Origin of the sequence: Dactylosporangium sp. NPDC051484, assembly GCF_040689395.1 — a bacterium.
Classification (GTDB): domain Bacteria; phylum Actinomycetota; class Actinomycetes; order Mycobacteriales; family Micromonosporaceae; genus Dactylosporangium.
The window spans coordinates 22925-45327 of the sequence record NZ_JBFAZX010000027.1 but is presented as its reverse complement, the minus strand read 5'-3'; the positions used below and the strand labels follow the sequence as shown (position 1 = coordinate 45327).

Sequence of the window (22403 nt, the reverse complement as noted above, 5' to 3'; positions counted from 1 at the left end):
GGAAAATCGCCACGGCCGGACCAACGTCCCGCTTTCCGACTGGTTGACCCCCTCGTAAACTTGCCAGTACGCAGCCGTCCGGCTGTGCCGGACCGCCGGTCCCTCCAGGGCCGGCCTTCGCGACCGGGGAGGAGTGCCGTGCCGCTCTCGGAACACGAGCAGCGGCTGTTCGAGCAGATCGAGCGGTCGCTAGCCGAGGATCCAAAGTTCGCTTCGGCGGTGCGCGCCACCGACCCGCGGTTCCATGCCAAGCGCCGGATGATCGCCGCAGGGATCCTGCTGCTGGCCGGCATGGCGCTGCTCGTCTACGGCGTGGCAATTCGCATCCCACTCCTGGGCGTGGGCGGTTTCCTGGTCATGCTGTGCGCCCTCGCGTTCGGCGTCCAGGCATATCGCCGCGGCCAGAGCGTCGACCTGCACGCCGTCGGCGGCACGGCCTCGCGCCGCACCCGCCAGCGCCGCGGCGGCCTGGTGGACCGACTTGAGGAGCGTTGGCGCCGCCGCCCGGAGGGCGACCTCTAGGCCTCCGATCCCGTCGGCCACCCGGTGCGGGGTGGCCGACGAGTGGGTACAGCCTGCCCGCGAGCCCGGGTCCAGCCGCACGCCGCTGATCCCTGACCGTGGCACCCTTCCCGCAGCGCACTCGCCGGAATGCCCCGCCGCATGCCTCGCCCGCGGCGTCGCTGCTCCCGCCGCACGCCTCGCTCTGCACCGTGTCGCTGGTTCTGCGGTGTCTCGTTCTGCGGCTTCACCGCCCGGCCATGCCGCGTTCCGCCGCGCGGCTCGTTCTGTAGCGTCGCCGGGTTCTGCCGTGGCTTGTCCTTCGGCGTCCTCGCATTGTGCCGCAGCGTCTTGCCCCGGCCAGGTTCCTGGGCCTGCCGTGCGTCCGAACGCCGGGTTCGCGACGCGGTCGATGGAGCGCGGCTGACATGCGGCGCATCGCCCGGAACACGACCGATCCGAGGCACGGCGATCTTGGCGCGATCGAGGTCCGGGCGGCCCGTCAGGTCTCGGCCGTCATGGGTCGACGCCCGGCCGGCGGCCTCGCCCGGACGTCGCAGGAGGCGCAGTGGTGAGAAAGCGAGTGGTAAAAGCTGGGGGACGCTCCGCACGGAGCGTCCCCCAGTGTTGGCGGAGCGAATCAGCGGCCGGCGCGGCGAGTCACGATGCGGCGCAGGCTCAGGGCGCGCATCAGCGAGTCCCAGCCACGGCCCAGGGCCAGCGACAGGGCGTTCGAGCGCGCACTGAGGCCCGTGCGCCAGCGGCGCATGACCGACGGCGGCAGGAACTTCGCCAGGAGCTGGACCTTGCGGGTCGCGCTCGCGGCGAACGACGACTCGACCGCGGAGAGCGCCGAGCGCAGCTCGCGGCCCGTGAGCGGCTCGCGAGCATACCGGGCGTGCTCCTCGACGGTGCCGAGCAGCCGCGCGCCGGCCTCGGCCTTGTCGCGCAGACGCGCCTTCGTGACGAGGCGGTCGATCGTGGCGCGTGGGGTCTCGGCGTCGACGATCGGGACGCGGTAGTCGATCATCGTGTCGATGAGCTCGTCCCAGGCGCGGTGTGCGTCGGCGCGGGCGGCGACGGACGAGCGTTCGTCGCTCGGCACGACGACCATCGCCGGGCCGTCGCCCGGCACGGGCGTGCCGGCCGGGCCGAGCGTCAGCCGGCGCCGGCGGGTGCGCGCGCGGGCGACGGCCGGCGTGGCCAGGACCAGGGCCAGCAGGGCGACGCTGAAGAGGGTGATGCCCAGGGGGCTGGTCACGGCGCCGAGCACGCGCGCCGTGAGGCTGAGGTCCCCGCCCTCGGTCTGGCCGCCGGTGTCGCCCGGGTTGTCGTGCGTGTCGGCGGTCGCCGGCGCCGCGGACTCCGACGACGAGGGCGCGCGCGGGTTGTTGCCGGGCCGGTCGGGGTCGTCGTTGCCGGCCGCGGTGTCCGCCGTCGGCAGGTATGAGGTCTGCACCGAGCCACCGATCGCCGTCGACGGGGTCGCGTCGAACGGCAGCCAGCCGAAGCCTGGGAAGTACACCTCGGTCCACGCGTGCAGGTTGAAGTTGGTCATCGTCATCGTCTTGCCCGACCTGTTGCCGCCTCGGGCGAAGCCGAACGCGACCCGCGCCGGGATCTTCGCCTCCCGCAGCAGCCAGCCGAAGGCCGCGGCGTACTGCGCGCAGTACCCCCGCTTGTTCAGCAGGAAGTCGGCGATCTTCGTGCCGCTGGTGTCTGCGCCGGTGGTCGTGTCGTAGGTGAACCCGTGGCTCGGCGAGAAGGAGTCGTAGATCGCCTTGACCCGGTCGTACTGGTTCGTCTTGCCCTTGATGAGCTCCTCGACCTTCGTCTTGACCACGGCGTTGGCCGGCGCGATGGCGAGGTCCTTGAGCTGCGGGTCGTTGGCGTTGACCGGGGCGGCGTTGCGCAGCTGTTCGGGGGTGATCTCGGGCCGCAGGTAGGTGACGTTGTAGGACTTCTTGGCCGTCGTCTCCTTGCCGGAGTACACGACGGCGGTCCTGGGGTCGAACGCCCAGCTGTTGCTGACCTTGTCGATCTTGGTGGGCCAGGTGTAGATCGGCAGGTAGTTGATCGCGAGCTCGTTGGTGACCTCGATGCGGGCCTGGTGCACGGAAGCCTTCACACCCGGGTCCCACTCGGGCCGGCCGAAGCCGTTGCCCACGGGCGCGCCGCCGGCGATCGGCTTGGCGCTGAAGCCCTTGGCGGAGAGCTCCTCGAGCACGTTGAAGCGCAGGTAGAACGGGTGCTCGTCGTCGATGTCGGTGACCTTGAGCATCTCGAAGGACTTGGTGCGGTTGAGCTGCCCGGACAGCAGCGCGAACATGCTCACCGACTTGCCGTTGTGGCCGTTGCCGACCCCGGCGCCGCCGCCGCCCGCGCCCGCGCCGAGGCTGCTGAGGAGCCCGCCCGGCATCGCGAACGGCACCAGCGGCACGAGCACCGCGGCGAGGACGCTCAGCGCGCCGAGCCGCTGGCCGGCCGCGGCGAGCGGGGACGGCTCCCACTGGTCCACGTCGCGCCCGTCGCCGGTGAAGCGGCGGCCGAAGCGGCGCACCCGGTCGACGTTGTCGGTGACGAGCAGCCACAGGAAGCCGATGGCGCCGAGCGCGAACGGCAGCCAGCTGGTGCTCTCGGTGTCGACCGTGACCGGCACCGAGTAGATGGCCAGCATCGGCAGGCCGGCCAGCGCGGGCTTGCGCACGACGACGGCGAACAGGTCGACGACCAGCGCGACGGCGGCGACGCCGAGCGTGGCCAGGAAGAGGAACCCGTCCCGGTCGCCGACCGGGGTGGCGTATTCGCTCATCTCCGCCGACGCCGTGCGCAGCAGCTGCCCGAAGTGCACGAACGTGCCCGGCGAGGGCAGGATGCCGAGATACTCCTCGTGGCTGCGGTACAGCCAGGTCAGGGCGAGCAGCGCGGACGCGGCCATCGCCGCGGTCGGCGCCCACACCGGAGCCCGGAGGCTGCGCACCAGCAGCCCGACGCCGCACATGACGGCGACGACCAGCAACGCCCGAAACGCCCACGTGTACTGCTCGAAGACGTTGACCAGCGGCAGCGACGCCAGGAATGCCGAACCGGCCGCGATCAGCGTCAGGTGCTTGCGTTGGTTCACCGGACTCCTCCAGCGACGCTCTCCGCGGACGCGGCCCGCCAGGCGAAACCCTGCGAACCCCGCCCGGTCTGCGGCCACAGCGCGGACAGCTTGGCCCCGTGCGGCACCTCCACGACCCGCCACCCGCTGCGCAGCAGCGCGAGCGCGGCGACGCTGTGCGCCCGGTCGGCCTCCTCGCGCGCGGCCGTCGGCAGATTGAGCCACGTCGAGGAGTCGATGAACAGCGCGACGCAGGTCGCGTTGTTGGAGCGGAACGAGGCGAGCAGCTCGGCCTCGGCCGAGGACAGCAGGCCGAAGATCCCGATGATCAGGCCGCCGTCGCTGCGCCGGCGGACCCGCTCGATGAGCCTGCCGATGTCGCCGCGCTGGGCCAGCCGCACGTCGGCGAGCTGGTCGAGCAGCGGGCCGTCGCCGTCGATCTCGGTCGCGTCGACGTCCACGCCGGCGTCGGTCACGAGGCGCATCTTGTATCCGGCGTGGCGCAGGTGCACCGCGATGCTCGCGGCCGCGGAGACGGCCCACTCGAAGCTCGCCGTGGGGCCCTCGCCGCGGTGGGCGGCGGCGCGGGTGTCGAGCACGACCGTGGCCTTGCTCTCCCAGGGCTGCTCCTCGCGGCGGACCATCAGCTCGCCGGTGCGGGCGGTGGAGCGCCAGTGCACCCGGCGCAGGTCGTCGCCGTAGCGATACTCCCGGGTGGCGGCGTCGTCCTCGCCGTGCACGGCAACCGACCGGGCGCGGCTCTCGCCCGACCCGGCGAACTCGCCGGCCAGGCGCACCGAGGGCAGCGGCACGACCTGCGGGATGACGGTGAGCCGGTCGACCGACGGGAACGCCCGGGTCAGCTCGCACAGGCCGAACGGGTCGGTCAGCCGCACGACCAGCGGGCCGACCTCATAGCGGCCGCGCACGTCGGCGCGCACCGTGTAGGCGACCGAGCTGGCCTGCTGAGCGCCCAGCTTCTCCAGCACCAGGCGTGGCCGGCTGCCCAGCGCGTAGGGCAGCCGGTCCTCCAGCAGCATCGTGCCGGTGGGCAGCCGGGACAGGTTCTGCAGGCGCAGGATGACCCGCGCGCTCGCGCCGACCTGGACGCGGTGCGGGTCGAGGGTGCGGCTGCACGACAGGCGGTAGCGGGTCCGCCCGACATACGCCGCGGACAGCAACGGCAGCGCGGCGAGCAGGATCGCCACGCGGAGCAGGTCGCGCTCGCCGAGGATCAGGGCGGCGAGGAGGGCCGCTGCGGCGGCGGCCAGGAAGCTACGACCCCGGGTGGTGAGCCCCCGCAGCGCCTCTCGCATGTTCAGCGGCCCCCGTACTGCTGCGGCCGCGTGTCGAACGGCGAGCGCTGCTGGCGGTCGGCCGGCAGCGGCAGGCGGTGCACGAGCTCGGCGATGATCGCGTCGGTGGTCCGGCGGGACAGCTGCGCCTCGGCCGTGGGGATGACCCGGTGCGCGAGCACCGGAACGGCGAGCGCCTGCAGGTCGTCGGGGAGCACGAACTCGCGGCCCTCGATGGCGGCGACGGCGCGGGCGGTGCGAAGCAGCTGCAGCGTGGCGCGGGGCGAGGCACCGAGGCGCAGCTCGCCGGACTCGCGCGTGGCGGTGACGATGTTGACCGCATACTGCTTCACCGCGTCGGCGACGTGCACGTCGCGGACCGTGGCGATCATCCGGCGGATCGTGATCGCGTCAGAGACCGGGGCGAGGTCGTCGAGGGCGTCGTGACGGCCGTGCACGTCGAGCATCGCGAGTTCCGCACCCATGTCCGGATAGCCCATCGCGATCCGGGCGGTGAACCGGTCGCGCTGTGCCTCGGGCAGCGGGTAGGTGCCCTCCATCTCGATCGGGTTCTGCGTGGCGATGACGATGAACGGAACCTGGAGCGGGTAGGTCGCGCCGTCGACGGTGACCTGCCGCTCCTCCATGCTCTCCAGCAGCGCCGACTGGGTCTTCGGTGAGGCCCGGTTGATCTCGTCGCCGACGACGACGTTGGCGAACACCGCGCCCGGCTTGAACTCGAAGTCGCGCGTCTCCTGGTTGTAGACGCTGACGCCGGTGACGTCGCTGGGCAGCAGGTCGGGCGTGAACTGGATGCGCCGCACCGAGCAGTCGATCGACCGCGCGAGGGCCTTGGCGAGCTTGGTCTTGCCCACGCCGGGAACGTCTTCGATGAGGAGGTGACCCTCGGCGAGCAGGACGGCCAGGGCCAGCCGCACGGTGGCGGTCTTGCCCTCGATGACCTGTTCGATGTTGGCGACGATCGCATCGGTCGCGGCGCGGAACTCGGGAGCGGGTAGCGGCGCTCCGAGTTCCTCGAACGTGCGGTGCCTGGTCAACTGGCCTCCTCATGATCGTGCCGTGGCCACCGTTAGGTGTAAGACCCACAGGTGAACCGCTCGGTTGCGCGAAAACGTTGTCATCGGATCGCACCGAGCCGTCGTTTCCCCTCAGGCTAGCCGGGGAATTGACACGGCGCCGGACGGGATTCCGTCATTGCGGACATCCCGCCCGGCTCGTCGGCGACTTTCTCGAACGCCCGGTCGTACCCACCCAAATCACTGGTAAACGGTCCATGAGGGTGTCGGCCGCCGTCGATTGCGGGCAGACTGGGCGCGTGGAAGCCGGGCAATCACTCAACGGCCGATACCTGCTCGCCGAACGGCTGGGCGAGGGCGGCATGTCGGTCGTGTGGCGCGCGCACGACCGGGTGCTGGGCCGCGAGGTCGCGGTCAAGGTGCTCGCCGCCCGGCTCGCCGCCGACGCGGACTGGCGGCGGCGCATCTGGCTGGAGGCCCGCGCGGCCGCGTGTCTTTCGCATCCAAACATCACCAATGTCTACGACTACGGCGAGGCGGCGGACGACACCCCGTTCGTCGTCATGGAGTTGCTGCGCGGCCCGACGCTTGCCGAGTGCCTCCGTGACGGCCCGCTGCCGCCCTCCGCCGCGGTGCGCATCTGCGCCGAGGTCGCCGCCGGTCTGGCCGCCGCGCACGCCGAGGATCTCGTACACCGCGACGTGAAGCCCGCCAATGTCATCCTCACCCCGGATGCGGCGAAAGTCCTCGATTTCGGGATCGTCGGCTTCGTGGGCATCCCCGACCAGCCGACCGGCTCGGTGCGCGTTTTCGGCACCGCCGCCTATCTGGCGCCCGAGCGTCTGCTCTCGGAAGAGGTCACGCCCGCCAGCGACGTCTATGCGTTCGGCCTGGTGCTCTACCGCTGCCTTACCGGCCGGCTGCCCTGGGACGCCGAGTCCAACACGCGGATGGTGGCGGCCCACCTGTCGGTCCCGCCCGAGCCGCTGCCCGACCTGCCCGGGGTGGCGCCCGAGGTGCGCGAGCTGTGCATGAGCTGCCTCGCCAAGGATCCGGCGGACCGTCCGGCCGCCGTCGTGGTCGCCGCCCGCCTGGCCCGGGCCGCGGGCATCGTTCCGCGTTTTTCGGTGGTACGGCAGGAGCCGGCGCCCGGCGCCCCCGTCCCGCTCGACCTCGCCACCGACCCGCTGACGCCGTCATCCGGGGCGTCGCTCCCGCCGTCGCCCGCGCCGATGAGGACGTCCGCAGCCGACGCCGAGCCGGTCCGTCCCGGGCCGGTCACTCCTTGGCCGACCCGTTTCGAGCCGGCCAGTTCCGACTCGGTCGGTCCTGAGCCGGTCGGTTCCGGGCCGGTCGGTTCCGGGCCGGTCGGTTCCGGGCCGGTCGGTCCTGAGCCGGTCGATTCCGGGCCGACCCGTTTCGAGCCGGTCGGTTCCGAGCCGGTCGGTTCCGGGTCGGCCGGTTCCGGGTCGGCCGGGCGCGAGCAGGGCGGGCCCGAGTCGGGCGCCGAGCCGGGCGGGCCCCGCAGGGGGCGCGGGCGTGTGCTGGTCGGCGCTGGCGCGCTGGTCGCGGTCGCGGCGTCGCTGGTGGCGTTCGCGGTGAGCCGTTCGGGCGGCGACCCGCGGCTGGAGGCCGGTCTCGCGCGCACCGCACCGCAGGCGGCGGCCCCCGCGACGGCCTCCGGTGACGCGACCGGACCCGCACCGGCCGTGTCACCCACCGCGACGACCGCGGCGCGAAACCAGGGCGGGCAGCGCCGCGGTCGGCAGGAGGACGAGGGCGGCCGGAACGACCAGGGCGGGCAGGACAGCCAGGGCAGTCCGGGATGGAGCGCCAACCTGCCGACCGAGGGCGGGGTGATCGTCGCGGCGTGCGGCCGGAACGGGGGCAAGGTCAGCGTGCGGCAGGTCGTGCCGGCCGACGGCATCGCGCTCGTCTCGGCCGACCTCGGGCGGCACGCCAAGGCGCGCGTCGAGTTCGACCGGGGCGGGCAGCGGCTGCGCTACGTCGTGGCCTGTTCGGACGGGGCGCCGATCGTCATGGTGGCGTAGCGCTGTGTGACCGCCGGGATCGACAGGCGGGAAAACGCCTCGGTGCCTGCGGTACACTGCGGGTATGACCCGGGTGGTCCGGCTTCTTAGCGAGCCGTGCTGACGCACTAGCTGCGACGGCACGGCGACCCCTCCTGCGCGAGGGGTTTTTTCATGCCCGGACAATCCGAGGAAACCCGAGACCTGAGGTGGGGACAGTCATGAGCGAGGCAGTGACCGACGGAGCGGTCGACATCCCGCCGTACCGGTACACCGCGGCGATGGCAGCGGAGATCGAGGCGTGCTGGCAGGACTACTGGTCCGAGAACGGCACCTTCTACGCGCCAAACCCGACCGGCCCGCTCAGCGACCCCGGCCACCCGCGCGCCGGCGCGCCCAAGCTGTACGTGATGGACATGTTCCCCTACCCGTCGGGCGCCGGCCTGCACGTCGGGCACCCGCTGGGGTATATCGGCACGGACTGCTACACCCGGTATTTCCGCATGGCCGGCTACAACGTGCTGCACCCGATGGGCTTCGACGCGTTCGGCCTGCCGGCCGAGCAGTACGCGGTGCAGACCGGCACCCACCCGCGCACCACGACCGAGGCCAACGTCGAGCGGTATCGCACCCAGCTGCGCCGCCTGGGCCTGGCCTACGACGACCGGCGCAGCGTCGCCACGACGGACACCGAGTTCTACCACTGGACCCAGTGGATCTTCCGGCAGATCTTCAACTCCTGGTTCGACGCCGACCGGCAGAAGGCGCGGCCGATCGAGGAGCTGATCGCGGAGTTCGAAAGCGGCGACCGCCCGGCGCCGGACGGCCGCCCGTGGGGTGAGCTGTCCGCGGTCGAGCGCCGCCGGCTGGTCGACGAGCACCGGCTGGCATACATCACCGAGGCGCCGGTGAACTGGTGCCCCGGCCTGGGCACGGTGCTGGCCAACGAGGAGGTCACCCCGGACGGGCGCAGCGAGCGGGGCAACTTCCCGGTCTTCAAGCGCAACCTGCGCCAGTGGATGATGCGGATCACCGCGTATGGCGACCGGCTGCTGGACGACCTGGAGCGGCTGGACTGGCCGGAGAAGGTCAAGTCGATGCAGCGCAACTGGATCGGGCGGTCCCGCGGCGCGCACATCGACTTCCAGGCGACGACCACGACGGGGTCCGAGACGCCGATCCGGGTCTTCACCACCCGCCCCGACACCGTGTTCGGCGCGACATACATGGTGCTGGCCCCGGAGCACGAGCTGGTCGACGAGATCGTGCCGGCGGCCTGGCCCGACGACACCGACGCGCAGCGCTGGACGGGCGGGCACGCCACCCCCGCCGAGGCGGTCGCGGCCTACCGCGCCTTCGCCGCGAGCAAGACCGACGTCGAGCGGCAGGCCGACGCCAAGGAGAAGACCGGCGTCTTCACCGGTGCGTATGCGACCAACCCCGTCGACGGCCGCAAGATCCCGGTCTTCATCGCCGACTACGTGCTGGCCGGCTACGGCACCGGCGCGATCATGGCGGTGCCCGGCCAGGACGAGCGCGACTGGGAGTTCGCCGAGGTCCACCACCTGCCGATCATCCGCACGGTGCAGCCGAGCGAGGGCTTCGACGGCAAGGCCTACCTGGGCGACGGGCCGGCGATCAACTCGACCGCACCTCATGGACTGAGCCTGGACGGGCTGGGCGTCGCCGAGGCCAAGGCGAAGATCATCGAGTGGCTGGAGGCCAACGGCCACGGCGTCGGGGCCATCACGTACCGGCTGCGGGACTGGCTGTTCAGCCGGCAGCGGTACTGGGGCGAGCCGTTCCCGATCGTCTACGACCAGACCGGCCTGCCGATCGCGCTGCCCGAGTCGATGCTGCCGGTCGTGCTGCCCGAGGTGGACGACTTCTCGCCGCGCACGTTCGACGTCGACGACGCCGAGAGCATGCCGGAGACGCCGCTGTCGCGCGCCAAGGACTGGGTCGAGGTCACGCTGGACCTGGGCGACGGGCCGAAGACGTACACCCGCGAGACGAACGTGATGCCGCAGTGGGCCGGCTCGTCGTGGTATGAGCTGCGCTATCTGGACCCCGCCAACGGCTCGAAGCTGGTCGACCCGGCCAACGAGGGCTACTGGATGGGCCCGCAGCGCCCCGGCGACGTCGGCGGCGTGGACCTGTATGTGGGCGGCGTCGAGCACGCGGTGCTGCACCTGCTGTATGCGCGCTTCTGGCACAAGGTGCTGTTCGACCGCGGCTTCGTCTCGTCGGAGGAGCCGTTCCGCAAGCTGTTCAACCAGGGCTACATCCAGGCGTACGCGTACAAGGACGCCCGCGGCGTGTACGTCGAGGCCGAGAAGGTGGAGGAGCGCGAGCCCGGCAAGTACTACTTCGGCAACGCTCCCGTCCAGCGCGAGTACGGCAAGATGGGCAAGTCGCTGAAGAACGTGGTGACGCCCGACGAGATGTGCGAGCGTTACGGCGCGGACACCTTCCGTGTCTACGAGATGTCGATGGGCCCGCTGGACGTCTCACGCCCGTGGGAGACCCGAGCGGTCGTGGGCGCGCAGCGCTTCCTGCAGCGAGTCTGGCGGCTGGTCGTCGACGAGCAGACCGACGCGCTGCGGGTGACCGACGACGCGCTGGACGACGAGACCCGCCGCCTGCTGCACCGCGTCACCGACGGCGTGCGAGTCGACATCGAGGAGATGCGCTTCAACACCGCCATCGCCAAGTTGATCGAGCTGACCAACCGGGTCACGCAGGTCTCCGCGGCCGGGACTCCGCGCGAGGTGGCCGACCCGCTGATCCGCATGATCGCCCCGTTCGCGCCGCACCTGGCCGAGGAGCTGTGGCAGCGGCTGGGCAACGAGTCCTCGATCGCCTACGCCGGCTTCCCGGCCGCCGACCCCGCCTACCTGGTCGCCGAGTCCGTGACGTATCCGGTCCAGGTCAACGGCAAGGTCCGCGGCAAGATCGAGATCGCCGCCGACGCGGACGAGGACACGGTGCGCGCGGCGGCGCTGGACGCGGTCGCGGAGCAGTTGGCCGGCAAGACCCCGAAGAAGGTCATCGTGGTCGCGGGCCGCATGGTCTCGGTCGTGGTCTGACGCACTGACGAGAGAAGGCCGGTCCGTATCTCTTCGGACCGGCCTTCTTCTTCGTGTTGCTTCCCTGCGAGATTTCCGCGCTGCGAAACGGACGGGCTCGGGGCTACTTCGAGGCCGCGGACAGGCGCTCGTTGCGCAGCGCCGTGGGCCAGCGGTCGTCGATCGGCTCCATCGTCTGGCCGGTCGACCAGCGCAGCAGCAGGTCGGCGATGGCGGGGTTGCGGGCCAGCGCCGGGCCGTGCGAATACGTGCCCAGGATCCGGCCGTTCCAGGCGCCCTCCGACTGGCCGTCGTTGCCGATGCCCGTCGTCACCCGCGCCAGGGGCTTCACGCCCGGGCCGAGGTGGGTGCGCCCGCCGTGGTTCTCGAAGCCCGTCAGCGTCGGCAGGCCCAGCGCCGGGTGCATCTCGCCGGTCAGCTCGCCGACCGCCCGGGTCTCGCCGCGGTCCGAGTCGATGTCGAGCAGGCCCAGGCCCGGATACTTCGCGCCCTTCGCGAAGAACGAGCGGCCGAGCAACTGGTAGCCCGCGCACACGGCGAAGACCGTCGCGCCGCGCTCGACCGCGCGGCGCAGGCCGCCGTCGTTGGCCAGACGCTGTGCCGCGAGGGCCTGCGGGCCGTCCTCGCCGCCGCCGATCAGGTACACGTCGCCGTTGGTCGGGACCGGTTGGTCGGCGCGCACCTCGGTGCACTCGACCGGCAGGCCACGAAGGTCGGCACGGCGGGCCAGGATGAGCAGGTTGCCACGGTCGCCGTACGTGGACAGCAGGTCCGGATACAGCCAGATCAGGCGCAGATGGGACTCAGTTGACACGGTCGAGCTCCGCTCGGATGTCCTGGAACGCGGTGTAGTTGGCGATGACCTCGAGCCGGCCCGGCGGTACCAGCGAAAGGGCCTGGCCGAACGAGCGTACGTGCTCGAAGCGGACCTCGTTGACCTCGAGGCGCACGGCCAGGTCCATGGCCCGGTCGCCGGTGATCAGCACGCGGCGGCCGCGCAGCGGCGAGAAGTCGACGTCGTAGAGCCACGACGTGTCGAGGCCGTCGGGGTCCCGGGCGTTGATGGACAGCAGCGTCGGCACGTCCTCGGCCATGTCGAAGGACTCCAGCCAGCCGGCTGGGTTCTTGGCCAGCAGCAGCCGGATGGTGCGCCCGTCGCGGACCACGACCGCGTAGCGGCCGGCGACCGAGGCGACCTTCGCCAGCTCCGGCACCGCCTTCGCCGGCGCTACGCCGAACTGTGCCGCCACGGCGAGCGCGGTCGCCGCGTTCGCGCGGTTCACCCGGCCGGGCAGTTGCAGCAGGACGTGGTGATACGTGCCGGTGTCGTCGACCACGCCCTCGCCGCTGATCGTCCAGTGCGGCGCCGGACGGCTCAGGTTGCCCTCCACGCACGCCCACTGCTCGCCGTTGCGCTCGATCGAGCCGCCGCACTCCGGGCACACCCAGGAGTCGTCGTGGAAGCGCTGGCCGGCGGCGACCCAGGTGACCCCGGTGCCGTCGGCGATCGCCTTGCCCACCGCCCAGACCACCATCGGGTCGTCGGCGTTGGCGACGATGTGCAGGCCGCGGCCGGGCAGCGCGTCGCGCCACAGGGCCGCCATCATCGCGACCTCCTTGGCCCGGTCGAGCTGGTCGCGGCTCAGGTTGAGCAGCGCGACGACCTTCGGCTGGGTCTGGTCCAGCACCTGCTTGAGGTAGTGCTCGTCAACCTCGAGCACCGCATACGGCGTGGCGCCGGCCTTGGCCAGGGCCGAGGTGTGCCCGGTCGGCATGTTGGCGCCGAGGCTGTTGGTCGCGACCGGGCCGAGCACGCCCATGGCCGCAGCGGTGAGCCGGGTGGTGGTCGTCTTGCCGTTGGTGCCGGAGACCAGGGCGATCTGGCGGCCCGCGGCGAGCTCCGCGAGCAGGTTCGGATCGATCATGAGGCCGATCCGGCCGCCGATGACCGAACCGTCGCCCCGGCCGGTGGCGCGTGACAGCGCGGCGGCGCCGCGCGACAGTGAGGTGGCGAGCTTCGCCCGCATCGGCAGCTTGTTGTCCGTCATCTCGCTTCCACGGTGTTCGGCGATGCGCTGACCCTACCCGGACGGCGCGACACTCCCAACGGGACTACGGGCTCTCCGTGACCCACCACTTTCCTCCACCGCGGCCGCGGAAACGCCGCCGCGGGCGGAGAACGTGGAATCCCTGGGCGTTTAGCCCGAATTTTGGCCCTTGGCAACGCCCTCCACCGAACGGGCACGCCCGAGGTCCTCCACCCGGCGTCACCCCTTCTGACGTGGGAATTCTTCACCCGCGCCCCGGGCGGACCGGGTGGTTTTCCGTTGACGGTGGAGGGAAGTGGAGTACAGTGGAGCGCGATGGCGGAGCCGGGGGGCTCGGCCGGCCCCAGGGGGAACCGTTCGCGGTGGGAAGGGGTGGATGCCGCATGTTCTTGGGCACCCACACTCCTCGCCTGGACGAAAAGGGCCGGTTGATCCTGCCGGCCAAGTTTCGGGACGAACTGGCGGGAGGTGTCGTGATCACCAAGGGACAGGAGCGCTGCCTCTACGTGTTTCCCGGCCCCGAATTCGCCCGGATCGCCGAACAGCTTCGCGCCACGCCGATGACGAACAAGGCGGCCCGCGCCTACAGCCGGGTGTTCTTCGCCAGCGCTCACGACGAGGTTCCTGACCGGCAGGGCCGGGTCACCATCCCGCAGCATCTTCGCGAGTATGCCGGGCTGGAGCGCGAACTCGTCGTGATCGGGGCGAGCACCCGGGTGGAGATCTGGGATCGCCAGGCCTGGGACAGCTACCTCGCCGAAAGCGAGGAGGACTTCGCGGGCATCGAGGAGGGGGTGCTGCCGGGAGGGCTGTGAGGTCCAACTGCAGTAACCGACTTTGAGGCCGCCGTATCGGCAGCTCTCCAGCCGCTCAGAGTCTCTCGAAGTCCTGACGCCACTTCCCCGGCGCCAGGGCGGAGGAGCGGATGGGGAGCTGGCGGTACGGCGCTTTCGCACTCAGCAGGGTTCAGCATCACGGCGGGCCGCGGACCCGCCGTCGGCAGGGGGGTCGACGATGGGGGAGCGGGACGTTCACGTGCCCGTGCTGCTCGAGCGCTGCCTCGAGCTGCTCGCCCCGGCCTTGACCCGCCCCGGAGCGCTGTATCTGGACGCCACGCTCGGCCTCGGCGGTCATGCCGAGGCGGTGCTGCGCGCCCACCCGCAGGCCCGGCTGCTGGGCCTGGACCGCGACCCGCAGGCCCTGGGCCTGGCGGGCCGGCGGCTGGCGCCCTTCGCCGACCGGATCCGCCTCGTGCACGCCGTCTACGACGAGCTGCCCGAGGTGCTCGCCGGGGAGCGGATCGACGCCGGCCTGTTCGACCTGGGCGTGTCGTCGATGCAGCTCGACGACGCCGAGCGTGGGTTCGCCTATGCCCAGGACGCACCGCTGGACATGCGCATGGACCAGACGAGTGGCATGACCGCGGCCGAGGTGCTCAACACCTACAGCCACGGCGAGCTCGCCAGGGTCCTGCGTGTGTACGGGGAGGAGAAGTTCGCCTCCCGCATCGCCGCGTCGATCGTCCGGGAGCGGGCGAAGTCCCCGCTGACCAGCTCGGCCCGCCTAGCCGAACTGGTCCGCGAGGCGATCCCGGCGCCGGCCCGGCGCACCGGCGGGCACCCGGCCAAACGGACCTTCCAGGCGCTGCGCATCGAGGTAAACCGCGAGCTCGCGGTCCTCGAGCGGGCGATCCCCGCGGCGCTGGACGTGCTGCGGCCCGGGGGCCGGCTGGTTGTGCTGTCGTACCAATCGCTCGAGGACCGCCTGGTCAAACAGGCGATCGCGGAGCGGACCCGCTCGACCGTGCCGGTCGAGCTGCCGTTCGAGCCGCCCGGCAGCGAACCGGAGCTGCGGGCGCTCACCCGGGGGGCCGAGCTTCCCGGCGCGGCCGAAACAGCGGCCAACCCGCGCGCGGCGTCCGTGCGACTACGCGCCGTGGAACGCAAGCAACGTCCGAATCCAACGGGAGACCGGACAGACACATTGGGGGAGGTGTGATGAACGTGACGACACTGCCGGCCAGCCGGCAGAGCAGGGCTCAGCAAGGCGCACCGCGGTCGGGGGGCCGGACCACGGCGCGCGCCGCTGAGGAGATCGAGCAGCAGCGACGGGACTACCCGATCAACGGTGCGACGGCACTGCAGCCGGAGCACGAGACCACGAATCCGGATGCCGAACCGCAACGGCACGCGCCCGAGACGAAGCAGACATCCGCGCGGCTGCGGGTGGCGCCGCCGGTACCGGTCAGTGCGCCGCGGGCGCCCTTCGTGGCACTCGTGCTCGTGCTGGTGCTCACCGGAGTCGTCGGCATTCTGGTGCTCAACACGCGGATCGCCGAGAACGCGTTCAAGCTCGACGCGTTGAAGAGCAAGCAGAGCACCCTCGACCGCGACGAGGAGCGGGTGCGCAGCGACCTGGCCAACAAGGAGTCGCCGGTGACGCTCGCGTCGCGGGCGAAGCAGCTGGGCCTCGTGCCCTCGCGCACGCCGATGCTCCTGGTGCTGCCCGACGGCACCAGGCTGGAGATGCCCGGACCGAGCAAGTAACGCAGGGAACCATCGAAGTCCATAGCGGACGAACGAACGGAAGTCGGAACGATGGCTGGCGACACTTCTGATCGGCGGAGCGGGACCGAGCGGCGTGGGGGCGCCGAGCGCAGGGATACCGCCGGTCGCGGGGGTGACGCCGGCCGGCAGCGGACGGGTGGTCGCGCCGGCGCGGGGGGTGCCGGTGCTTCCGCCCGATCCCGCACGGGGGGCGGAAAAGCCGAAGAGCGCGGCAACGGTACCGCGGAGTCGCCGGTGCGCGGCACAATGTCCGAGGCCAGGCGGTACACCCCGCGCGGGCGCTCGGTCCGCGACGCCTCGGTCGAGGCGGGCGGGCGCAAGGACCCGTTCCGTCCGGCCCTGGAAGTGATCCAGGGCGGCCGCAGCGAGCAGCCGCGCCGCACCGATCCCAAGCGTGCCGGCGGCGCTCGTGGCAACGGTACGGCACGGACCGCCCCGATCCGCCCGGAAGAGGGCCTTGCCGGCGGCGGTCGTGCGAGCGATACGCAACGCAAGCCTTCGGTCCGCACGGATGGCGGTCGTGCGGGCGTGGGTCGTGCTGGCGGCGATCCCCGGAGCACCACGCAACGCAACGCCTCGCTCCGTTCGGTCAGCGGGCGGACGAGCGGCGGGGAACGGAGCACTCCGGTCCGCACGGGCGTCAGGAGCAGGGCCGGGCTACCGCCGAAGGGAGGCGCCCGCGCCACGGGCGCGCGTGAAGGGGGCGGCGAAGCCGCGACACCCGTCCGCAAGCCGCGGCGGCAGAGCCGGGTCAGGTTGCCGCGGCTCGCGCGCCGCCCGCGGACGCGCAAACTCGCCGAGCCCCGTCGCCGGCTGCGGGTGGCCACCGTTCTGGCGCTGGTCATGTTCGCGACCATCGGGGTCCGCCTGGTGCAGTTGCAGCTCACCGACGCCAGCGCGTATGCCGCCGCGGGGCTCAAGGACCGCCTGGCGCGGGTCGTGCTGCCCGCCTCCCGCGGCGCCATCCTCGACCGCAACGGCAGGATTCTCGTGCACTCGATCGAGACCCGGTATGTCGCCGCGGACCCGATGGCCGTGAAGGACCCCGAGGACCTGGCCGACAAGCTGTTCTCGATCCTGGACAAGTACGGCGTGCTGCGCTCCGACCTGGTCCGCAAGCTGACGCCGCACAAGACCGCGGACGGCAAGACCGACGTACGCTTCGAGTACCTCGTGCACCAGATCGACGTGGCCGACGGCGACCGCATCGCGGCGCTGCGCATCGGCGCGCTCAAGGTGGCCCGCGACGAGCGCCGCGAGATCCCCGGCTACGACCTGGCGTCCAACGTCATCGGGTACACCTCCCGCCCCGATCTGTCCGGGCAGCTGGGCATCGAGAAGCAGTACGACTCGGTGCTGCACGGCGTCGACGGGCTGCACGTCTACGAGCACGGCGTGGGCGAGCTCGACAAGCCGCTGCCTACCGGCTACGAGGAGCTGGAGCCGGCCCGCCCGGGCAGCTCCGTTGAGCTGACCATCGACGCGGACCTGCAGTACTCCGCGCAGGGCGCCCTCGCCGAGCGGATGAAGCCGCTCAACGCCAAGTTCGCCACCGCCGTTGTGCTCGACGCGCACACGATGGAGGTCATGGCGATGGCGAGCTACCCCTCGTTCGCCCCCGCCGACCTCAGCCGGACGCCGGATAGTAGCCAGTGGAAGGATCAGTGCACGGCGACCGTGTTCGACCCCGGCTCGATCCACAAGGCGATCGTCATGGGTGCCGCACTGCAGGAGGGGGTCATCACCCCGAGCAGCGCGATCACGGTGAACTCGAAGGTGAAGAGGGGCGACACCACCTACACCGACAGCCGGCCGCAGAAGGACGGCACCCAGATGACCATCCCGGGCATCCTGGCGCTGTCGTCCAACGTCGGCACCATCGCGGTCGCGGACCGGCTGGGCAAGGACAAGCTGTACGAGTACCAGAGGAAGTTCGGTCTGGGCGAGCGCACCGGCGTCGGGCTGTTCAACGAGTCGCCCGGGCAGCTGCTGCCGCCGGACAAGTGGAGCGGCTCCAGCTCGGGCTCGATCCCGCTCGGCAACGGCGTGGCGACCACGACGATGCAGATGGCGGCGGCGTACGGCGCCATCGCCAACGACGGCCTGTGGGTGCAGCCGACGCTGGTCCGCAAGATCATCGCGCCGGACGGCACCGCGCAGAAGCTGCCGGTGCAGCAGACCCGGCGGGTGCTCGACCCGCAGGTGGCCCAGGAGTTGCGGACCATGCTGGAGGGCGTGACCACGCTGGACGACGCCACCGGGCACAAGGCGGCGATCCCGGGGTACCGGATCGCGGGGAAGACCGGAACGTCGAAGATGCCGCAGAATGGTGGGTACGCTGAGGGCGACGTGGTGTCGTTCGTCGGCATGGCGCCGGCCGATGCACCCCGCTACGTGGTCGCCGTGATCGCGCACGTGCCCGGCAGCGGAGCGGGCGGCTCGGTGGCGGCGCCGGTATTCAGGGAGATGATGGCGCTGACGCTGTCCAGTTACGGTGTTCTGCCGACGGGCACCGAACCACCGAAGCTCACGATCTACCCGTGACACCGGCTCCGGGGCCGCGTGAGCGTGCGGGTAGGGTCTGACCCCGTGCCCGGCTATCCCCGTCCGCGGAATGTCCGACCCGTGCTCATCGCTGAGCTGGGCGGCTCTGGAGAGGTTGCGGTCACCGGGGTTACGCACAGTAGTTCCTCAGTACTTCCCGGCGACCTCTACGCGGCGCTGCCCGGATCCCGGGTACACGGGGCCGATTTCATCCCCGAGGCGCTGCGGCGCGGCGCGGTCGCGGTGCTCACCGACCGTGCCGGGTTTGAGGCCGCAGTCCGCGCGGACACCGGCGTGCCGTTCATCGTGGTGGACCGGCCGCGGGACGTGCTCGGTGACGTCGCCTCCAAGGTGTACGGCGAGCCCACCCGCCGGCTGACCACGATCGGGATCACCGGCACCGCGGGCAAGACCTCCACGGCGTACCTCATCGAGGCCGGCCTGCGCGCCGCTGGCCAGGTCACTGGGCTGATCGGCACCGTCGAGACCAGGCTGGGTGACCTGAGCGTGGACAGCATCCGCACGACGCCCGAGGCGACCGACCTGCACGCCCTGTTCGCCGCGGCGCTCGAGCGCGGCGTGCAGTCGGTCGCGATGGAGGTGTCCAGCCACGCGCTGGAGGTCGGCCGGGTGGGCGGGGTGCGCTTCGCCGCGGCCGGATACACCAACTTCGGCCTGGATCACCTGGACTTTCACCCGTCGGTCGAGGCGTACTTCGCGGCGAAGGCCCGCCTGTTCGACGGCCGCGCCGCGGTCGAGATCCTCAATCTCGACGACGTGTCGGTAATGCGACTGCGCAAGCCTGGCTCGTGGACCTATTCCGTAGCGGGTGAATCCCCTGCCGGCACATCCACCGACGCCCCCGCGGACTTCGGCGTGTCGAACGTGACCGTCGCCGGCTACGGGCAGGCGTTCGACGTGCACTGGCGCGGCCGGACCGTCCGCTCCGGAGTACAGCTGCCAGGGCGGCACAACGTCGCCAACGCCCTGCTGGCCATCGCGTCCCTGGTCGCGGTCGGCGTCGACCTCGACGTCGCGGCCGGGGCCGTCGCCGCCGCGCCCGGCTCGCCCGGCCGCATGGAGCGCGTCAGCGCCCCCGGGGCCCCCGGGGCCCCCGGCGACGTGGTCGGTGTCGTGGACTACGCGCACAAGCCCGACGCCATGATCGAGGTGCTCAAGGCGCTGCGGTCGCTCGCGGCCTCCCGCGGCGGCCGGGTGATCTGCGTGGTCGGGGCCGGCGGCGACCGCGACCGCGGCAAGCGCCCGCTCATGGGCCGGGCCGCCGCGCAGGGCGCCGATCTGGTGATCGTCACCGACGACAACCCGCGCACCGAGGACCCGGCCGCGATCCGCGCCGAGGTCCTTGCCGGCGCCGCGGGCGGGCCGGCGAGCGTGGTCGAGGTCGACGGGCGCCGGGCGGCGATCGGCTATGCGGTGAAGCACGCCAAGCCCGGCGACGTGATCGCGCTGCTGGGCAAGGGCCACGAGCGCGGCCAGGAGATCAACGGCGAGGTGCTGCCGTTCGACGACCGGGTCGAGCTGGCCACGGCACTGGGGCGCCTGGTCCGGGTCGGTCAGCGCGAAGCCTCATCGAGCCGGACTGGGCGGGGGTGACGGCATGATCGAGATGTCGCTGGGAGAGATAGCCCGGATCGTCGACGGCGAACTGCACGACGGCGACGCGGACGCGCTCGTCGACGGCCCGGTGGAGTACGACTCGCGCAAGGTCGGGCCCGGCAGCCTCTTCGTCGCCTTCGCCGGCGCCAAGGTCGACGCGCACGAGTTCGCGCCCAAGGCGATGGCCGACGGCGCCACCGGGGTGCTCGGCAGCCGCCCCGTCCCGGGCGTGCCCACGATCGTGGTCGAGGACCCGCGGCACGCGATGGGGCTGCTGGCCCGCGAGGTCATCGACCGGCTGCCCGGGCTGACCGTCATCGCGCTCACCGGCTCGTCGGGCAAGACCAGCACGAAGGACCTCGTCGCCCGGCTGCTCGCGCAGCACGGGCCGACGGTGGCCACGGTCGGGTCGGAGAACAACGAGCTCGGCACGCCGTACACGGTGCTCAAGGTCGACGCCCGGACCCGCTTCCTGGTGCTCGAGATGGGCGCGCGGGGGGCCGGGCATCTACGGTATCTGTGCGAGATCGCCCCTCCGGACGTCGCCGTCGTGCTCAACGTGGGCGTCGCCCACATCGCCGAGTTCGGCTCCGTCGAGGGCATCGCGCGGGCCAAGGGTGAGCTGGTCGAGGCCCTCGGGCCGGACGGCGTGGCCGTGCTCAACGCCGACGACGAGCGGGTGCGGGCGATGGCCGCCCGCACGAGCGGCCGCGTCGTGCTCACCGGCGAGGCGAGCGACGCCGAGGTGCGGGCCACCGACATCGTCGCGCTGGAGCGCGGGCGGTTCGGTTTCGCCCTGCACATCCCCGGCGCCGAGGCGGTGCCGGTGCGCCTCGACGTGGCGGGGCGCCATTCCGTCGGCAACGCGCTGCTCGCCGCCGCCGTCGCGTCGCACGCCGGCATGCAGCCGGCCGCGATCGCCGCGGGACTCGGCGATTTAGAGGGCTTGTCGACCCGAAGGATGGATGTCTTCGACCGTGCCGACGGTGTCACGGTCATCGACGACTCGTTCAACGCCAACCCGGCGTCCATGGCGGCGGCGCTGCGCGCGCTCGTCGCGGTGGCCGGCGGGCGGCGCAAGATCGCGGTGCTCGGCTTCATGGCCGAGCTCGGCGAGTATGAGCGACCCGGGCACGAGGAGGTCGGGCGCCTCGCCGCGGAGCTCGGCGTTGACCGTCTCGTGGCCGTCAGCGAGCAGGCCGCGCCGATCCTGGACGGGGCGGCCGCCGTGGCGAGTTGGGGAGGAGACTCGGTGCTCGTGACCGATCAGGAGGCCGCCGTGGCGCTGCTGCGCGCCGAGCTGCTTCATCGCGACGTGGTCCTGGTCAAGGGATCGCGATACCGGACCTGGGACGTCGCCGACGCCCTGCGGTCGGAAGGCGTCCGCAAGTGAGGGCCGTATTCGTCGCGGCGTTCGTGGCATTTCTCATCTCGCTGTTCGGTACGCCGATAGCGATCAAGTACTTCACCCGGCTGAAGGCCGACCAGCCCATCCGCACCGAGGGCCCGCAGACGCACCTCGGCAAGAAGGGCACGCCCACGATGGGCGGCGTCGTGTTCATCTTCGCCACGCTGGTCGCCTACACGGGCGGCCACATCGCGCTCACCACGCTGCCCGACAAGCAGCTGCGCCCGAGCGGCCCGACCGCCACCGCCGTGGTGCTGCTCGGCCTGTTCGTCTTCACCGGTCTGCTGGGCTTCCTCGACGACTACCTCAAGGTGGCCAAGCGCAACAGCGACGGGCTCAACAAGCGCGGCAAGCTCATCGGCCAGGCGCTCATCGGCGCCATCTTCGGCGCGATCGCGCTCTACGTGCCGGCCACCGAGACCGGCCGCCAGGTCGTCACGACGGTGGCCAGCCCGAACCTGTCGTGGGTGCACGACATCGACTGGCTGAACATCGGCAAGATCGCCGCGGTCATCTTCTTCGTCTTCGTCGTCATGTCGATGTCCAACGCGGTGAACCTGACCGACGGCCTCGACGGCCTGGCGACGGGCACCTCGATCCTGGTGCTCATCAGCTACATGGCGATCGCGTTCTGGCAGTATCGCCACTGGTGCGCCGACCCGTCGTACAACGCCGACTACTGCTATGACGTGCGTGACCCGCTGGAGATGGCGCTGATCGCCGGCGCCGCCGTCGGCGCGCTGGTCGGTTTCCTGTGGTGGAACACCTCCCCGGCCCGGATCTTCATGGGTGACACCGGCTCGATGGCGCTCGGCTCGCTCATCGCCGGCCTGGCCGTGGCGACCAAGACGATCCTGCTGCTGCCGCTGCTCGGCCTGCTCTTCGTCATCATCGTGGTGACCTGGGTGATGCAGATCGGTTCGTACCGTACGACGGGCAAGCGCATCTTCCGGATGGTCCCGCTGCAGCACCATTTCGAGCTGGCCGGCTGGAGCGAGGTCAACATCGTCGTCCGGTTCTGGATCATCGCCGGCCTCGGCGTGGCGGCCGCCCTGGGCCTCTTCGCCGCAGACTTCCTGAGGGTCATGAGCGGCGCGTCGTAAGCGAGCGCCGGGTGCTGACAGCGCGTCGTACCACGCTTAGGCGTGGTACGGACGGAATGAT

The 22403-nt window shown here is 71.6% G+C and carries 15 protein-coding genes and 1 pseudogene; 11 read left to right on the top strand and 5 right to left on the bottom strand.

The window, feature by feature from the left end:
• The first annotated feature begins 138 nt into the window (after positions 1-138).
• Complete coding sequence (locus AB0367_RS30895) at positions 139-522, top strand: DUF3040 domain-containing protein (protein ID WP_366229996.1); 384 nt, start codon at positions 139-141, stop codon at positions 520-522.
• A gap of 407 nt (positions 523-929) precedes the next feature.
• Positions 930-1076: a hypothetical protein gene (locus AB0367_RS30890; RefSeq protein WP_366229995.1), complete on the top strand. Its 147-nt coding sequence runs from the start codon at positions 930-932 to the stop codon at positions 1074-1076.
• Positions 1077-1141: 65 nt separating this feature from the next.
• Here AB0367_RS30890 and AB0367_RS30885 read toward each other — a convergent pair whose 3' ends face one another.
• From AB0367_RS30885 to AB0367_RS30875, 3 genes are read right to left on the bottom strand one after another with little or no spacing between them, the layout of a single operon-like run.
• Entirely contained in the window at positions 1142-3625 is a 2484-nt protein-coding gene (locus AB0367_RS30885; RefSeq protein WP_366229994.1) for a DUF3488 and transglutaminase-like domain-containing protein, read from the bottom strand.
• Positions 3622-4920, bottom strand: a complete 1299-nt coding sequence (locus AB0367_RS30880) for a DUF58 domain-containing protein (RefSeq protein ID WP_366229993.1) — start codon at positions 4918-4920, stop codon at positions 3622-3624. The genes AB0367_RS30885 and AB0367_RS30880 overlap by 4 nt, the downstream gene beginning before the upstream one ends.
• 2 nt (positions 4921-4922) lie before the next feature.
• On the bottom strand, positions 4923-5957 hold the full coding sequence (locus AB0367_RS30875; RefSeq protein ID WP_366229992.1) for a MoxR family ATPase: 1035 nt from the start codon (positions 5955-5957) through the stop codon (positions 4923-4925).
• Positions 5958-6235: 278 nt separating this feature from the next.
• Here AB0367_RS30875 and AB0367_RS30870 point away from each other — a divergent pair, with 278 nt between their 5' ends.
• Complete coding sequence (locus AB0367_RS30870; RefSeq protein ID WP_366229991.1) at positions 6236-7987, top strand: protein kinase; 1752 nt, start codon at positions 6236-6238, stop codon at positions 7985-7987.
• A 200-nt stretch (positions 7988-8187) separates the two neighbouring features.
• Complete coding sequence (gene leuS, locus AB0367_RS30865) at positions 8188-11055, top strand: leucine--tRNA ligase (protein WP_366229990.1); 2868 nt, start codon at positions 8188-8190, stop codon at positions 11053-11055.
• 103 nt (positions 11056-11158) lie between these two features.
• Here the strand turns inward: leuS and AB0367_RS30860 are convergent, their stop codons facing one another.
• A complete protein-coding gene (locus tag AB0367_RS30860; RefSeq protein WP_366229989.1) occupies positions 11159-11869 on the bottom strand; it encodes a glutamine amidotransferase in 711 nt (236 codons plus the stop codon).
• A complete protein-coding gene (locus AB0367_RS30855) occupies positions 11859-13103 on the bottom strand; it encodes a MurT ligase domain-containing protein (RefSeq protein WP_366229988.1) in 1245 nt (414 codons plus the stop codon). The genes AB0367_RS30860 and AB0367_RS30855 overlap by 11 nt, the downstream gene beginning before the upstream one ends.
• 383 nt (positions 13104-13486) lie before the next feature.
• On the opposite strand from AB0367_RS30855, the gene mraZ reads away from it, so the two are divergent.
• From mraZ to mraY, 7 genes and pseudogenes are all read left to right on the top strand, one after another.
• Positions 13487-13918 carry a division/cell wall cluster transcriptional repressor MraZ gene (gene mraZ / locus AB0367_RS30850; RefSeq protein ID WP_366229987.1) on the top strand — a complete coding sequence of 144 codons (432 nt, stop codon included), beginning with the start codon at positions 13487-13489 and terminating at the stop codon, positions 13916-13918.
• 199 nt (positions 13919-14117) lie between these two features.
• Positions 14118-15047, top strand: a pseudogene (rsmH, locus tag AB0367_RS30845) (16S rRNA (cytosine(1402)-N(4))-methyltransferase RsmH); the annotation flags it as partial.
• 53 nt (positions 15048-15100) lie between these two features.
• The gene (locus AB0367_RS30840; RefSeq protein WP_366229986.1) at positions 15101-15649 is read left to right on the top strand and encodes a hypothetical protein; all 549 of its coding nucleotides are present in this window, start codon (positions 15101-15103) and stop codon (positions 15647-15649) included.
• Positions 15650-16426: 777 nt separating this feature from the next.
• The gene (locus AB0367_RS30835; RefSeq protein WP_366229985.1) at positions 16427-18214 is read left to right on the top strand and encodes a penicillin-binding protein 2; all 1788 of its coding nucleotides are present in this window, start codon (positions 16427-16429) and stop codon (positions 18212-18214) included.
• Positions 18215-18259: 45 nt separating this feature from the next.
• Positions 18260-19828, top strand: coding sequence for a UDP-N-acetylmuramoyl-L-alanyl-D-glutamate--2,6-diaminopimelate ligase (locus AB0367_RS30830; protein ID WP_366229984.1), 1569 nt, complete (start codon positions 18260-18262; stop codon positions 19826-19828).
• A gap of 4 nt (positions 19829-19832) precedes the next feature.
• Positions 19833-21224, top strand: a complete 1392-nt coding sequence (gene murF / locus AB0367_RS30825; RefSeq protein ID WP_366229983.1) for a UDP-N-acetylmuramoyl-tripeptide--D-alanyl-D-alanine ligase — start codon at positions 19833-19835, stop codon at positions 21222-21224.
• Positions 21221-22342 (top strand): phospho-N-acetylmuramoyl-pentapeptide-transferase, encoded by a 1122-nt coding sequence (mraY, locus tag AB0367_RS30820; RefSeq protein ID WP_366229982.1) that lies wholly within the window; start codon positions 21221-21223, stop codon positions 22340-22342. Before murF ends, mraY begins: the two co-directional genes overlap by 4 nt.
• Positions 22343-22403 lie beyond the last annotated feature (61 nt).

What these genes read in the sequence shown, in the direction of transcription:
- AB0367_RS30890 (WP_366229995.1), top strand. Translation starts at nt 930, where the DNA reads ATGCGGCGCATCGCCCGGAACACGACCGATCCGAGGCACGGCGATCTT.
- AB0367_RS30880 (WP_366229993.1), bottom strand. Translation starts at nt 4,920, where the DNA reads ATGCGAGAGGCGCTGCGGGGGCTCACCACCCGGGGTCGTAGCTTCCTG.
- leuS (WP_366229990.1), top strand. Translation starts at nt 8,188, where the DNA reads ATGAGCGAGGCAGTGACCGACGGAGCGGTCGACATCCCGCCGTACCGG.
- AB0367_RS30855 (WP_366229988.1), bottom strand. Translation starts at nt 13,103, where the DNA reads ATGACGGACAACAAGCTGCCGATGCGGGCGAAGCTCGCCACCTCACTG.
- mraZ (WP_366229987.1), top strand. Translation starts at nt 13,487, where the DNA reads ATGTTCTTGGGCACCCACACTCCTCGCCTGGACGAAAAGGGCCGGTTG.
- AB0367_RS30840 (WP_366229986.1), top strand. Translation starts at nt 15,101, where the DNA reads ATGAACGTGACGACACTGCCGGCCAGCCGGCAGAGCAGGGCTCAGCAA.
- murF (WP_366229983.1), top strand. Translation starts at nt 19,833, where the DNA reads ATGATCGAGATGTCGCTGGGAGAGATAGCCCGGATCGTCGACGGCGAA.